Genomic DNA, 13,490 nt, shown 5'->3' with positions numbered 1-13,490 from the left:
TGGCGGCACGCGCCGCAGAGCAGCCCGCCCCCGCCACGCCACAGCAACAGCCGCAGCCCCAGGCCCAGTCCCAGTCCCAAAGCCCTCAGCAGCCCGCGAACCCGTATCCGTGGGCCGCGCAGCCGCCGCAGAGCGGCTACGGCTTCCCTCAGCAGGGCCACCCTCAGCAGCAGCCCGGTCCGGTCGCGCCGACGGCTCAGGCCGCGTTGCCACCCGCCGTACCGGGTCCTGACGCCTCCGTACCGCCCGGCGCCGTACCGCCCGCCGGTTACGGATTCCCGCACCAGCAGGCACAGCCGGGACAGCAGCCAGGACCGTACGGCCCCGGGCCCGCGCCGCAGCAGAGCGGCTACGGCTTTCCGCAGCAGGACCAGTCCGGGCAGCCCGGTGCGCAGGCGCTCCCGGCTCCGTACGGCGTTCCGGGCGCGCACCATCCCGTACCCGCGCCCGTCCAGACGCACACCCAGCCACAGCACCCGCAACAGCAACAGCCCGCACAGCACCCGCAGCAGCAGCCCGTTGCCCAGCCGCCCGCCGTGGATCCTCGCGTCGGCACCGCCTGGCCCTCGCCCGTCGCGCACGACCACCGCGAGCGCTCCGTCCCGGGCGCACCGCTCGGCTATACGGCCGCCGTCGAGCTGTCCTCCGACCGTCTGCTGCGCAACAACAAGCAGAAGCCGAAGAGCAGCCGCAATCCGTCCGCCGGTTCGCGCTTCAGGATCGGCGGAAAGGCCGCGGAGAGCGAGTACCGGCGCAAGCTGGAGCTGATCCGTACGCCCGTGCTCTCCTGCTACCGGATCGCGGTCATCAGTCTCAAGGGCGGTGTCGGCAAGACCACGACGACCACCGCGCTGGGAGCGACGCTGGCTACCGAGCGGCAGGACAAGATCCTGGCGATCGACGCCAATCCGGACGCGGGTACGCTCGGCCGCCGCGTACGGCGCGAGACCGGCGCGACCATCCGCGATCTGGTCCAGGCGATCCCGTATCTCCACAGCTATATGGACATCCGCCGGTTCACCTCGCAGGCGCCCTCCGGTCTGGAGATCATCGCCAACGACGTGGATCCGGCTGTCTCCACCTCGTTCAACGACGAGGACTACCGGCGCGCGATCGAGGTCCTCGGCAAGCAGTATCCGATCATCCTCACCGACTCGGGCACCGGTCTGCTCTACAGCGCGATGCGCGGAGTGCTCGATCTCGCCGACCAGCTGATCATCATCTCGACGCCGTCCGTGGACGGCGCGAGCAGTGCCTCGACCACGCTCGACTGGCTGTCCGCGCACGGGTACGCGGAGCTGGTGCAGCGCTCGCTCACGGTCATCTCCGGCGTCCGTGAGACCGGAAAGATGATCAAGGTCGATGACATCGTGCAGCACTTCGAGACGCGCTGCCGCGGAGTGGTCGTGGTGCCGTTCGACGAGCATCTCGCGGCCGGTGCCGAGGTGGATCTCGACATGATGCGGCCCAAGACGCGCGAGGCGTACTTCCATCTCTCGGCGCTGGTCGCCGAGGACTTCGCGCGGGCTCAGCAGGCCCAGGGACTGTGGACCGCGGACGGCAATCCGCCGCCGCATCTCGTGCCGCCGATGCCGGGCCCCGGGCAGCAGACGCAAGGTCAGCCACCGTACGGACAGCCGGTGCAGGGACAGGGACACCCGTACGCGCCTCAGCCCTATCCGCAGCAGTACCCGCAGCCCCAGCCCCAGCAGCACGGGCAGCCGGGGCCTCCGTACTACCCGTATGCGCAGCAGCAGGCTCCGGGGCCGCAGCCCGGCGTGCAGCAGGGCTGGCAGCAGTCACCACCGTCCCAGGCGCAGTCCCCCGCGAGCCCGGCCGGTCCGCAGCCCGGACAGCTCCCGCACGGCCAACTTCCGCCCGGACAGACCGCGCAGCCGGGCCAGCCCGGTCATCCCGGACAGCCGGCCCTGCCGGGACCGTACGGTCAGCAACAGCCGCAGCAGCCGCAACCGCCTCAGGGCCAGACCGACTTGCAAGGTCCCGTCCCGCCCGGCGGATGGCCGCAGCAGCAGCCTCCGCAGGCACCGCCAGCGCCTCAGCAGTAAGGCATCAGAGGTCGATACCAATGAGGGCCCGCACCGTCTCCACGGCGCGGGCCTTCGGCGCATTCCCGCAGCCCACACGCGGTTTGGGCACCCGTTGACGCGCCCTGACGCCCGCTGATAAACCTCGCTTCACCGATTGGCGAACCAGATTCAACCCGGCTTCTCCGTGCGAGTGATAACACGAGGTCACCGTCCCATGGTCCATAGCGTTCCGCCGCGCACACCGCGGCAGCCCGTCCGCCAACGCCCCCGCCTCCGACTGCTTCTGGCCTCCGCCGTCGCGTCCGCCGCGCTCGTGGCCGCGACCGTGCTTCCCGTCCAGCCGCTGCTCCCGGCTCCTCAGCAGGCCCAGGCGGCCGGCGACCGCGCGCAGGTCCTGACCGTCGCGGTCAGCCAGAGCGTCGACTCCCTCAGCCCGTTCCTGGCCCAGCGGCTCGTCAGCACCACCGTCCACCGGCTGGCGTACGAGTATCTGACCAACTACGACGCCAAGGACGCGCGTACGGTCCCGGGCTTCGCCACCGCGTGGCAGTCCTCCGCCGACAAGCTGACGTGGACCTTCACCATCCGCGAGGACTCGAAGTGGTCCGACGGCAAGCCGGCCACCGCCGAGGACGCCGCCTGGACCTTCAACAAGATGATGACGGACCCGGACGCGGCCACCGCCAACGGCAGTTTCACGGCCAACTTCAAGCGGGTCACCGCGCCGGACCCGAAGACTCTGGTCATCGAGCTGAAGAAGCCTCAGGCCACCATGACGGCGCTCGATGTGCCGATCGTGCCCAAGCACATCTGGGAGAAGGTCGGCGACTTCTCGAAGTTCAACAACGACAAGCAGTTCCCGATCGTCGGCAACGGACCATTCGTCGTCACTGACTACAAGGTCGACCAGTACATCAAGCTGAAGCCCAACCGGGACTTCTGGCGCGGTGCGCCGCAGTTCGACGAACTCGTCCTCAAGTACTACAAGGACGGCGACGCGGCCGTGGCCGCGCTCCAGAAGGGCGAGGTCTCCTTCGCCTCCAATCTCACGCCGGCCCAGGCCACGGCGCTGAAGAACGCCGACAACATCAAGGTCAACGACGCCCCGGGCCGCCGCTTCTACGCGCTCGCCACCAATCCCGGCGCCAGGTCGAAGGACGGCAAGAAGTTCGGCAACGGCCATCCCGCGCTGCTGGATCCGGCGGTGCGCAAGGCCCTCTTCCAGGCCGTCGACCGCGAGACCATCATCGACAGGGTCTTCCAGGGCCATGCCGTCGAGGGCCAGGGCTATATCCCGCCGCGCTTCGACTCGTACTTCTGGCAGCCCTCGGCGGAGCAGAAGATCGCGTACGACCCGGACGCCGCGGCCCGGACGCTCGACCAGGCCGGCTATACGAAGAACGCGAGCGGCAAGCGCGTCGGCAAGGACGGCAAGCCGCTCGACTTCCGGATCCTCTGCCACGCCACCGATCCGAACGACAAGGCCATCGGCAAGTACCTCCAGGAGTGGTGGGGCCGGCTCGGCATCGGGCTGAAGGTCGAGTGCCTCGACAATGTCTCCGACCCATGGGTCGCGGGCGACTACGATCTGGCCTTCGACGGCTGGTCCGTCAATCCCGATCCCGACTTCGTCCTCTCCATCCATACGTGCGGTGCGCTGCCCGCCACTCCCAAGGACAGCGGCTCCACCGACAACTTCATCTGCGACAAGGAGTACGACGACCTCTACGCCCAGCAGGCCGTGGAGTACGACGCGGCCAAGCGCGCGGAGCTCGTCAAGCGGATGGAGTCGAGGCTGTACGACACCGGGTACATGAATGTCATGGCGTACCCGAACGCGGTCGAGGCGTACCGTACGGACCAGATCAAGTCGATCACGACGATGCCGGCGGCCGCCGGCAACCTCTGGGGCCAGGACGGCTATTGGAGCTGGTGGTCCGCGGTCCCGGCCGGTGACGGTGACGGCGGCACATCCGGCGGCTCCTCCTCGACCGCGTTGGCGATCGGGCTCGGCGCCGCCGGAGTAGTCGCCGCCGGGCTCGGGCTCTTCGTCGCGATGCGACGCCGTTCCACCGCGGAAGACCGTGAATAACCCATGAGCACCGCAAGCACTCCCGGTGTTGTGCGGGACGCAGTCGACGGCCCGGCGCCGACCGGGCCGTCCGGCTCGGCGGCCCGCGTCCGCGCCGGTTCCAGGACCGCGTATCCGCTCTATGTGGCGGGCAAGCTCGGCGGCGCGGTCGTCTCGCTGCTCGCCGTCCTCGTCACCAGCTTCTTCCTCTTCCGGATCATCCCCGGCGATCCGGTCCGGGCCATGACGCATGGCGCGCCGACATCCGCCGAGCAACTGGCCACGATGCGCCGGCAGTTCGGGCTGGATCTGCCGCTGTGGCAGCAGTTCACCGACTACTGCGCCAAGGCGCTGACCGGTGATCTGGGTATGTCGTACCAGTTCCGCGCGCCGGTCGGTGAGCTGATCGCGGCGAAGCTGCCCGCGACGCTGCTGCTCACCGGCGTCGCGGTGGTGATCTACTCGGCGCTCGGTCTCTGGCTCGGCACCCGCTCCGCCTGGCACCACGGCGGTCTCGGCGACCGGCTGAACACGGGCGTGGCACTGACGCTCTGGTCCGTACCGTCCTTCTGGCTGGGACTGCTGCTGATCATCGTCTTCTCGGTGGGCATCGGCCCGGTCCCGGGCATGTTCCCGACCGGCGGTATGGAGTCGGGCGACACGGCCGGCTTCGCCCGGATCCTCGATGTGGCGCACCATATGGTCCTGCCGGTGGTCACGCTGGTCGCGGTGGGGTACGCGCAGACGCTGCTGGTGATGCGCTCCTCGCTGCTGGACGAGATGGGCGGCGACTATCTGACGACGGCGCGGGCGAAGGGACTGCGGGACGCGTCCGTACGGCGGCGGCACGCGGTGCCCAACGCGCTGCTACCCACCGTCACCATGGTCTTCATCAATCTGGGCCATGTGGCGGGCGGTTCGATCCTGGTGGAGACGGTGTTCTCCTGGCCCGGGCTCGGCGGGCTGTTCTACCAAGGGCTGAGCGTGCCCGATCTGCCGCTGGTCCAGGGGCTGTTCCTGGTCTTCGCCGGCGCGATGATCGTGATGAATCTGCTCGCCGATCTGCTCTATCCGCTGCTCGATCCCCGGGTGGGCCGATGACCTTCACAAAGCCGCCGAATCCGTCGCCGGTGCCGGAGGAGCCGCCGTCCGCCGCCTCCGCCGCCTCCGATGCCGCCTCCGCCACCGCTGCCGCTTCTCTGTCCGCGTCCTCGTTCGCGTGGGCCCGCAGACGCGCGTCGGTGGTCCGCTTCTGGCAGCGCTACCGTACGCACCGCGCCGGGCTCTTCGGTCTCGCCGGGCTCGCGCTCGTCGCGCTGATCGCCCTGGCCGCGCCGCTGCTCGTCGGCGGTGATGTGCAGAGCGTGACGCGGGCGCCGGGCACGGCGCTGGAGGCGCCGAGCGGCCGGTTCCCGCTCGGTACGGACCAGTTCGGACGGCCACTGCTGGGACTGCTCGTCTGGGGCGCCCGGATCTCGCTGACCGTGGGACTGCTGGCCGCCGCGCTGTCGGTGGCCATCGGTACGCTCGTCGGTATCCTCGCCGGGCACTACGGCGGCTGGGCGGCGACGGTGACCATGCGGATCACCGACTGGTTCCTGGTAATGCCCACGCTGGTACTGGCGATCGTACTGGCCACGGTCATGTCGCGGTCCATCTGGACAGTGATCGTGGCCATCGGTGTCACGAGCTGGCCGACGACGGCGCGGCTGGTGCGGGCGCAGACGATCGCCGTCGAGTCACGTCCGTACATCGAGCGGGCGCGGGCGCTGGGCGGCGGGCACGGCCACGTCATGAGCCGCCATGTGCTGCCCAATGTGATGCCGCTGGTGCTCGCGCAGACCACGCTCGGTATCTCCAGCGCGATCCTGACGGAGGCGACGCTCGCCTTCCTCGGCCTCGGCGATCCGACGATCGTCTCGTGGGGCGGCATGCTCCAGGACGCGCGGGAGGCGGGCGCGGTCTCCTCCGGGCACTGGTGGTATCTGGCACCGCCCGGACTCGCGATCGCGTTCGTCGCGCTGGCGTTCACACTCTGCGGCCGTGCGATCGAGACCGTGCTCAACCCGAAGCTGGGAGTGCCCCGTTGACCGACGGCGCGTCGAATCTGCTGGAGATCAGAAATCTGTCCGTGACGTACGGATCGGGAGCGTCGGCCGTGCCCGCCGTACGAGGCGTCGATCTGACCATCGGGCCGGGCCAGAAGCTCGGTGTCGCCGGGGAGTCGGGCTGCGGCAAGTCCACACTGGCCCTCGCGCTGCTCAGACTGCTGCCGCCGACGGCGAAGCTGACCGGCGAGATCCTGCTCGACGGCGAGGATGTCCGCACCATGAAATGGGGCCGGCTGCGCGCCGTACGGTGGGCCGGCGCGTCGATCGTCTTCCAGGGCGCCATGCACTCGCTCAACGCGGTGCACCGGATCGGCGACCAGATCGCCGAGCCGGTGCTGCTGCACCGGCACGCCACACCTGCGGCCGGCCGCTCGCGCGCCGCCGAGCTGCTGGAACAGGTCGGGCTGCCCGCCGCGCGCGCCGACGCGTATCCGCATGAACTCTCCGGCGGCCAGCGGCAGCGCGTGATGATCGCGATGGCGCTCGCCTGCGATCCACGGCTGATCGTCGCGGACGAGCCGACCACCGCACTGGATGTGATGATCCAGGCGCAGATCCTGCGGCTGATCGAGCGGTCGGTCGCGGAGCAGGACATCGGTCTGCTGATGATCAGCCATGATCTGGCGGTGCTCTCGGACACCTGTGACCGGCTCGCCGTAATGTACGCGGGCCGGATCGTGGAGGAGGGCCCGGCGCGCCAGGTCTACGACGCGGCGGAGCATCCCTACGGCCGGGCGCTCTCCGCCGCCTTCCCGCGCGTCGGTGACCTCGCGTCCCGGCGCGCTCCGCGTGGCCTGCCCGGTGATCCGCCGGATCCTTCGGCGCTGCCGTCCGGCTGTACGTTCCATCCGCGCTGCCCGGTCGCGCTGGACATCTGCGCACGGGAGGACCAGACGCTGCGGCCGGCCGGTCCGGGCCGGAGCGCGGCCTGTGTACGGGTGGGCTCCGCGGTGCCCGCCCAGGAGCAGCCGCTATGAGGGCCACGCCGTATGCCCTCTTCCGTAAAGCCCGTAAAGCCGCGTAAAGCCCGGCCGGCCTCCAGGAGCCACCCATGACGACGACCACCAACGCCTCGCCGGTCCCGCTGCTGTCGGCCGCCGAGCTGAATGTCACCTTCCCCGGGCGGCGCGGTGCACCGTCGTCCCGGGCCGTCGACGGCGTCGATCTCGACATCGGCGCCGGAGAGATCGTCGCCCTGGTCGGTGAGTCCGGCTGCGGCAAGACCACACTGGCGCGGACGCTGCTCGGTCTGGTGCCGCCCAGCCGGGGCCGGGTGACCTTCGCCGGGGAGCCGCTGGGATACGGCGCCCGCTCGCTGAAGGCGTACCGCAAGCGCGTACAGCTCGTCCTCCAGGATCCGAGCGGATCGCTCAATCCGCGCCATACGGTGTACGACGCGGTGGCCGAGGGCCTTCGGATCCATGGCCATCAGGGCGATGAGCGCGCGGCCGTCGCCGAGGCGCTGTCCCGGGCCGGTCTCCGGCCGCCCGAGCGGTTCTTTCTGCGCTATCCGCACGAGCTGTCCGGTGGCCAGCGGCAGCGGGTCGTCATCGCGGGCGCGCTCGTCCTTGAACCCGAACTGATCGTCGCCGACGAGCCGGTGGCGTCCCTGGACGCGTCCGTACGAGGTGAGATCCTCGCGCTGCTGCTGTCGCTGCGCGATGAACTCGGGCTGTCCGCACTGGTGGTGACCCATGATCTGGGGCTGGCGTGGAACATCGCGGACCGGGTGGCGGTGATGTATCTCGGGCGGATCGTGGAGACAGGCCCGGTGGAGGATGTCCTGACGGACCCTCAGCATCCTTACACACGCGCGCTGTTGTCCGTACTGCCGGAGTCGGGACAGACACCGGTCGTCCTCATGGGCGAGCCGCCGGACCCGTCCCGTGTCCCGGGCGGCTGCCGCTTCCACGCCCGGTGCCAGGTGCTCGCCTCGGGCGAGGCGGCGCGGGCGGGCGTCGAGGAGCGGTGCCGTACGGAGTCACCGCCGGTGCTGACGGGCGGCCCGGCCGCACAGGTCGCGTGCCACTGGGCGACGGCGAAATGAGCTGGGCCGGACGGGGCCCACGGGCCGCCCTTGAGCCATGGCCGCCCTTTCTACCTGGCGTCGTATTCCTCCGTCAGCGCCCGTGAGCGCTTGACGTCGTCGGCGATCGCCTCCAGCAGCGCCTCGATCGACTCGAACTTCCGCTGGCCGCGGACGTAGGAGAGGAAGTCGACGGTCACATGGAGCCCGTACAGATCCAGCCCGACCCGGTCGATCGCATACGCCTCGACCGTCCGCTCCGTCCCTTCGAACTGCGGGTTCGTACCGACCGAGATCGCCGCCGGCATCCGCTCACCGTCCGCCGTGAGCCAGCCCGCGTACACTCCGTCGGCCGGGATCGCGGTGTGCGGCAGCGTCTCCACATTGGCCGTGGGATAGCCGAGTTCACGTCCGCGCTGCGCGCCGCGCACCACCACACCCTCGACCCGGTGCGGTCTGCCGAGGATCTCCGCCGCGCCCGCGACATCGCCCTCGGCGACCAGTCGGCGGGTGAGCGTGGACGAGAAGGGCTCGCCGCCGCCCGCCTCGCCGGTCACCCGCAGATCGATGACCTCGACCTCGTAGTCGTAGGTGGCTCCCAGATCGGCCAGTACGGCGACGTTCCCGGCTGCCTTGTGGCCGAAGCGGAAGTTGGGGCCCTCGATCACGGCGCGGGCGTGCAACTTGTCGACCAGGACCTTCACGATGAAGTCGCCCGGCGACAGCCTGGAGAACTCGACGGTGAACGGCAGGATCAGCAGCGCGTCCACACCCAGCTCCGCCATCAGCTCGGCGCGCCGGTGGTGCGGCGCGAGCAGCGGCGGATGGCTGCCGGGCCGTACGACCTCGCTCGGGTGCGGATCGAAGGTCACGACGACCGACGGCACTCCCAGCTCCCGCGCCCGCTCCACCGCGCGGCCGATGATGAGCTGGTGTCCGCGGTGCACCCCGTCGTAGGAGCCGATGGTGACGACGCTGCGCCCCCAGTCCTGGGGGATGTCCTCCAAGCCACGCCAGCGCTGCACTGAGACCGCTCCTCGCCCGAACCCATGTACGTCATTTCCAGTCACGCAATGCTAAGACTGCCATGCCCTGTACCCGTGGCACGCATCGGCCACCGGGCTCGGCCAACGCGCTCGGTCACCGGGCTCAGTCACCGGGCTCCGGAAGCGGCTCAGGTGCGAACGCGCCCCCCAGTGCACCGTCTCTCCCCTCCAAGCGCCTCCAAGCGCCCGCTCCCACGGGTGAGTGACGGGCCCGGGATGGACAGGACCCTTCTCGGAGGGGGGCCGTGGAGCCGGGCAGGCGTACCTGCCCGGCTCCACGGTGCGATCCGGTCGCTGTGGCGGTAAGGCCGACGGCTCCGGTCTCAGCCGAAGACCGCGAGGCTCTTGGCCTTGCCGCGCTGTTCCTCGACGAGCGCCAGGAAGCGCCCTTCGGGGCCGAACGCGGCGACCGGCGCCGAGTCGAACGCCGGTATGTCCAGCCGTACGCCGTTGAGCAGCAGCCCGGCCCGCTTCTCGTCCACGTCCCAGCGCGGGAACGCGGCGGCGGCGGCCTCGGCGACCGGCATGACGGTCAGCTCCTGCTGGAGCTGCTCCAGCGTTCTCGCCGAGTCCAGCGCGTAAGGGCCCACCCGGGTCCTGCGCAGCGCGGTGAGATGGCCGCCGACGCCGAGCCCGGCACCGAGATCACGGGCGAGGGCGCGGATATATGTACCGGACGAGCAGACGACGGAGACGACCAGATCGAGGACCGGAGTGCCGTCCTCGGCGACGGCCTCACGTACGTCGTAGAGCCGGAACGAGGAGACGGTCACCGGCCGGGCCGGGATCTCGAACTCCTCGCCGCCGCGCACCCGTGCGTAGGACCGCTTGCCGTCGATCTTGATGGCGCTCACCTTGGAGGGCACCTGCATGATCGCGCCGGTCAGCGCCGCGATCCCGCTGTCGATGGCATCGCGCGCGACCAGCGACGCGTCCGCGGACGAGGTGATCTCGCCCTCCGCGTCGTCGGTCACGGTGTTCTGTCCCAGCCGGATCGTGCCGAGGTACTCCTTCTCGGTCAGCGCGAGATGCCCGAGCAGTTTCGTGGCCCGCTCCACACCGAGGACGAGGACGCCCGTCGCCATGGGATCGAGGGTGCCGGCATGGCCGACGCGCCGGGTTCCGGCGATCCCGCGCATCTTGGCGACGACGTCGTGCGAAGTGAAGCCCGACGGCTTGTCCACGATGACAAGGCCGTCAGGCGTCCTTTTCTGCTGAGTCATTCCGCGGCGGCACCGTCCGTGCTGTCCCCGTCCGCGTCCGCGCCGTCCACACCATCGGCGTCGTCGGAGTCGGCCTTGCGGTACGGGTCGGCCCCGGCCGCGTAGGTCTTGCCGGTGGACACCTCCCGTACCTCCGCGTCCTTGGCGCGCGCCCGGTCGAGGAGGTCCTCGATGGTGCGCGCGTTGTCCGGCAGGGCGTCCGGGACGAACGCCAGCGTCGGGGTGAAGCGCACGCCGGTCTGGCGGCCCACCTCGGAGCGGAGGACGCCCTTGGCGCTCTCCAGGGCCGCCGCGGAGGCCGCGCGCTCCTCGTCGTCGCCGTAGACCGTGTAGAAGACCGTGGCCTCCCGCAGGTCGCCGGTGACACGGGCGTCCGTGATGGTCACGAACCCCAGTCGCGGGTCCTTGATACGCCGGTCCAGGGTCTCCGCGACCACGACCTGGATGCGATCGGCCAGCTTGCGGGCCCGCGCGTTGTCGGTCACCGGTCCGTCACTCTTCCTTCTGGGTTTTCTTGTCCACTGGTCAGTCTTCGTCCGGTCAGTCCTCGTCGCCGTGCAGCCGCCGCCGTACCGACAGCAGCTCCACCTCGGGATGCCCGGCGACCATGCGTTCGCACCGGTCGAGCACCTCGGTGAGATGGGCCCAGTCGCCGGACACCACCGCCAGACCGATCTCGGCCCTGCGATAGAGGTCCTGGCTGCCGGTCTCCGCGGCGCTGACCGCGAATTTCCGCTGGAGCTCGGCGACGATCGGCCGGACGACGGAGCGTTTCTCCTTCAACGACCGTACGTCGCCGAGGAGCAGATCGAAGGACAGCGTCCCCACATACATGCATGTCCGGATGTCCCGCCGGTACGGGTTCGGTGCCCTGCCAGTGCTTGGCAGGGGCACAAGAACCGTACACGCAACGGCCGGGGCCGATCGACGGATATTCGTCCCGTCGACCGGCCCCGACCTGAGCGGTCAGCGCGTGCGTCAGCCGCGCGGCTTCTCGCGCATCTCGTAGGTGGCGATGACGTCGTCGATCTTGATGTCGTTGAAGTTTCCGAGGTTGATACCGCCCTCGAAGCCCTCGCGGATCTCGGTGACATCGTCCTTGAAGCGGCGCAGGCCCTGGATGTTGAGGTCCTCCGCGATGACCTTGCCGTCGCGGACGAGCCGGGCCTTGGTGTTGCGCCTGACCTCGCCGGAGCGGATGAGAACACCCGCGATATTGCCCAGCTTGGACGAGCGGAAGACCTCGCGGATCTCCGCCGTACCGAGCTCGACCTCTTCGTACTCCGGCTTGAGCATGCCCTTGAGGGCGGACTCGATCTCCTCGATCGCCTGGTAGATGACCGAGTAGTACCGGACGTCCACGCCTTCGCGCTCGGCCATCTGCGCGGCACGCCCCGCGGCGCGCACGTTGAAGCCGATCACAATGGCGTCGGAGCCCATGGCCAGGTCGATGTCCGACTCGGTGACCGCACCGACACCGCGGTGCAGCACCCGGATGTCCACCTCTTCGCCGACGTCGAGCTGGAGCAGCGAGGACTCGAGGGCCTCCACCGAACCGGACGCGTCGCCCTTGATGATGAGGTTGAGTTCCTGCACCAGACCGGCCTTGAGGGCCTCGTCCAGATTCTCCAGGGAGAACCGGACGCCCCTGCGGGCGAAGGCCGCGTTCCGCTCACGGGCGGCACGCTTCTCGGCGATCTGCCGGGCCGTACGGTCCTCGTCGACGACCAGGAAGTTGTCGCCGGCACCGGGCACATTGGTGAGACCCAGGACCAGGACGGGCGTCGAAGGCGTCGCCACGTCGACGTTGTTGCCGTTGTCGTCGAGCATGGCCCGCACACGGCCGTACGCGTCACCGGCGACCATCGTGTCACCGACGCGCAGCGTGCCGCGCTGGACGAGCACGGTGGCGACGGCGCCGCGGCCACGGTCGAGATGGGCCTCGATCGCGATGCCCTGCGCGTCCTGCTCCGGGTTGGCCCGCAGGTCGAGCGAGGCGTCCGCGGTCAGGACCACGGCCTCCAGCAGGCTGTCGATGTTCAGGCCCTGCTTGGCGGAGATGTCGACGAACATGGTGTCGCCGCCGTACTCCTCGGCCACCAGCCCGAACTCGGTGAGCTGACCGCGCACCTTGGTCGGGTCGGCGCCCTCGACATCGATCTTGTTGACCGCGACCACGATCGGCACATCGGCCGCCTTGGCGTGGTTCAGCGCCTCGATCGTCTGCGGCATCACACCGTCGTTGGCCGCGACCACCAGGATCGCGATGTCGGTGGACTTCGCACCACGGGCACGCATGGCGGTGAACGCCTCGTGGCCCGGGGTGTCGATGAAGGTGATCCTGCGCTCTTCACCGTTGACGTCGGTGGCGACCTGGTACGCGCCGATGTGCTGCGTGATACCGCCGGCCTCGCCCGCGACGACGTTCGTCTTGCGGATCGCGTCCAGCAGCCTGGTCTTACCGTGGTCGACGTGGCCCATGACGGTCACGACCGGCGGCCGGGACACGAGGAGTTCCTCGCCGCCCTCGTCCTCGCCGAACTCGATGTCGAAGGACTCCAGCAGCTCGCGGTCCTCCTCCTCCGGGCTGACGATCTCGACGACGTAGTTCATCTCGTCGGCGAGGAGCTGGAGGGTCTCGTCGGAGACGGACTGTGTGGCCGTGACCATCTCGCCGAGGTTCATCATCACGGCGACGAGCGACGCCGGGTTGGCGTTGATCTTCTCCGCGAAGTCGGTGAGCGACGCACCGCGCGACAGCCGGACGGTCTGTCCGTTGCCACGAGGCAGCATCACACCGCCGACCGACGGGGCCTGCATGGCCTCGTACTCCTGGCGCCTCTGCCGCTTCGACTTACGGCCACGACGGGCGGGCCCGCCGGGACGGCCGAACGCGCCCTGTGTGCCACCACGGCCACCGGGACCACCCGGACGTCCGCCGAAGCCGGGACGGCCACCGCCGCCA

Annotated in this window: 11 protein-coding genes; 6 read left to right on the top strand and 5 right to left on the bottom strand. The window is 69.9% G+C overall.

Going from position 1 to position 13,490, the window contains the following annotated elements:
- The 6 genes from GA0115259_RS33685 to GA0115259_RS33660 all read left to right on the top strand — a co-directional run.
- Positions 1-2,066: MinD/ParA family ATP-binding protein (locus GA0115259_RS33685; RefSeq protein WP_161230537.1), on the top strand; the 2,066-nt coding region annotated here is incomplete at its 5' end.
- Between the two features lie 196 nt (positions 2,067-2,262).
- Positions 2,263-4,140 (top strand): ABC transporter substrate-binding protein, encoded by a 1,878-nt coding sequence (locus GA0115259_RS33680; RefSeq protein ID WP_093603952.1) that lies wholly within the window; start codon positions 2,263-2,265, stop codon positions 4,138-4,140.
- 3 nt (positions 4,141-4,143) lie between these two features.
- Positions 4,144-5,220: an ABC transporter permease gene (locus tag GA0115259_RS33675; RefSeq protein WP_093603950.1), complete on the top strand. Its 1,077-nt coding sequence runs from the start codon at positions 4,144-4,146 to the stop codon at positions 5,218-5,220.
- Positions 5,217-6,209, top strand: a complete 993-nt coding sequence (locus GA0115259_RS33670) for an ABC transporter permease (protein ID WP_093603948.1) — start codon at positions 5,217-5,219, stop codon at positions 6,207-6,209. Before GA0115259_RS33675 ends, GA0115259_RS33670 begins: the two co-directional genes overlap by 4 nt.
- Positions 6,206-7,207: an ABC transporter ATP-binding protein gene (locus tag GA0115259_RS33665; RefSeq protein ID WP_237540685.1), complete on the top strand. Its 1,002-nt coding sequence runs from the start codon at positions 6,206-6,208 to the stop codon at positions 7,205-7,207. The genes GA0115259_RS33670 and GA0115259_RS33665 overlap by 4 nt, the downstream gene beginning before the upstream one ends.
- A gap of 74 nt (positions 7,208-7,281) precedes the next feature.
- Positions 7,282-8,277, top strand: coding sequence for an ABC transporter ATP-binding protein (locus tag GA0115259_RS33660; RefSeq protein WP_093603946.1), 996 nt, complete (start codon positions 7,282-7,284; stop codon positions 8,275-8,277).
- A 50-nt stretch (positions 8,278-8,327) separates the two neighbouring features.
- Here the strand turns inward: GA0115259_RS33660 and GA0115259_RS33655 are convergent, their stop codons facing one another.
- From GA0115259_RS33655 to infB, 5 genes are all read right to left on the bottom strand, one after another.
- Complete coding sequence (locus GA0115259_RS33655; protein WP_093603944.1) at positions 8,328-9,281, bottom strand: bifunctional riboflavin kinase/FAD synthetase; 954 nt, start codon at positions 9,279-9,281, stop codon at positions 8,328-8,330.
- 344 nt (positions 9,282-9,625) lie between these two features.
- On the bottom strand, positions 9,626-10,525 hold the full coding sequence (truB, locus tag GA0115259_RS33650) for a tRNA pseudouridine(55) synthase TruB (RefSeq protein WP_093603942.1): 900 nt from the start codon (positions 10,523-10,525) through the stop codon (positions 9,626-9,628).
- Complete coding sequence (rbfA, locus tag GA0115259_RS33645; protein ID WP_093603941.1) at positions 10,522-11,010, bottom strand: 30S ribosome-binding factor RbfA; 489 nt, start codon at positions 11,008-11,010, stop codon at positions 10,522-10,524. The genes truB and rbfA overlap by 4 nt, the downstream gene beginning before the upstream one ends.
- 55 nt (positions 11,011-11,065) lie before the next feature.
- Positions 11,066-11,359: a DUF503 domain-containing protein gene (locus GA0115259_RS33640; protein ID WP_093603939.1), complete on the bottom strand. Its 294-nt coding sequence runs from the start codon at positions 11,357-11,359 to the stop codon at positions 11,066-11,068.
- Between the two features lie 144 nt (positions 11,360-11,503).
- The coding region (gene infB / locus GA0115259_RS33635) for a translation initiation factor IF-2 (protein ID WP_107469332.1) at positions 11,504-13,490 on the bottom strand (1,987 nt) is incomplete at its 5' end.

The organism is Streptomyces sp. MnatMP-M17 (genome assembly GCF_900091995.1).
GTDB lineage: Bacteria > Actinomycetota > Actinomycetes > Streptomycetales > Streptomycetaceae > Streptomyces.
This window is presented reverse-complemented; position numbering and strand designations above follow the sequence as displayed.

Bases quoted from the DNA above. Each gene is read 5' to 3' on its own strand.
- GA0115259_RS33660 (WP_093603946.1), top strand. From the start codon at position 7,282: ATGACGACGACCACCAACGCCTCGCCGGTCCCGCTGCTGTCGGCCGCC.
- GA0115259_RS33670 (WP_093603948.1), top strand. From the start codon at position 5,217: ATGACCTTCACAAAGCCGCCGAATCCGTCGCCGGTGCCGGAGGAGCCG.
- GA0115259_RS33680 (WP_093603952.1), top strand. From the start codon at position 2,263: ATGGTCCATAGCGTTCCGCCGCGCACACCGCGGCAGCCCGTCCGCCAA.
- truB (WP_093603942.1), bottom strand. From the start codon at position 10,525: ATGACTCAGCAGAAAAGGACGCCTGACGGCCTTGTCATCGTGGACAAG.
- GA0115259_RS33675 (WP_093603950.1), top strand. From the start codon at position 4,144: ATGAGCACCGCAAGCACTCCCGGTGTTGTGCGGGACGCAGTCGACGGC.
- GA0115259_RS33640 (WP_093603939.1), bottom strand. From the start codon at position 11,359: ATGTATGTGGGGACGCTGTCCTTCGATCTGCTCCTCGGCGACGTACGG.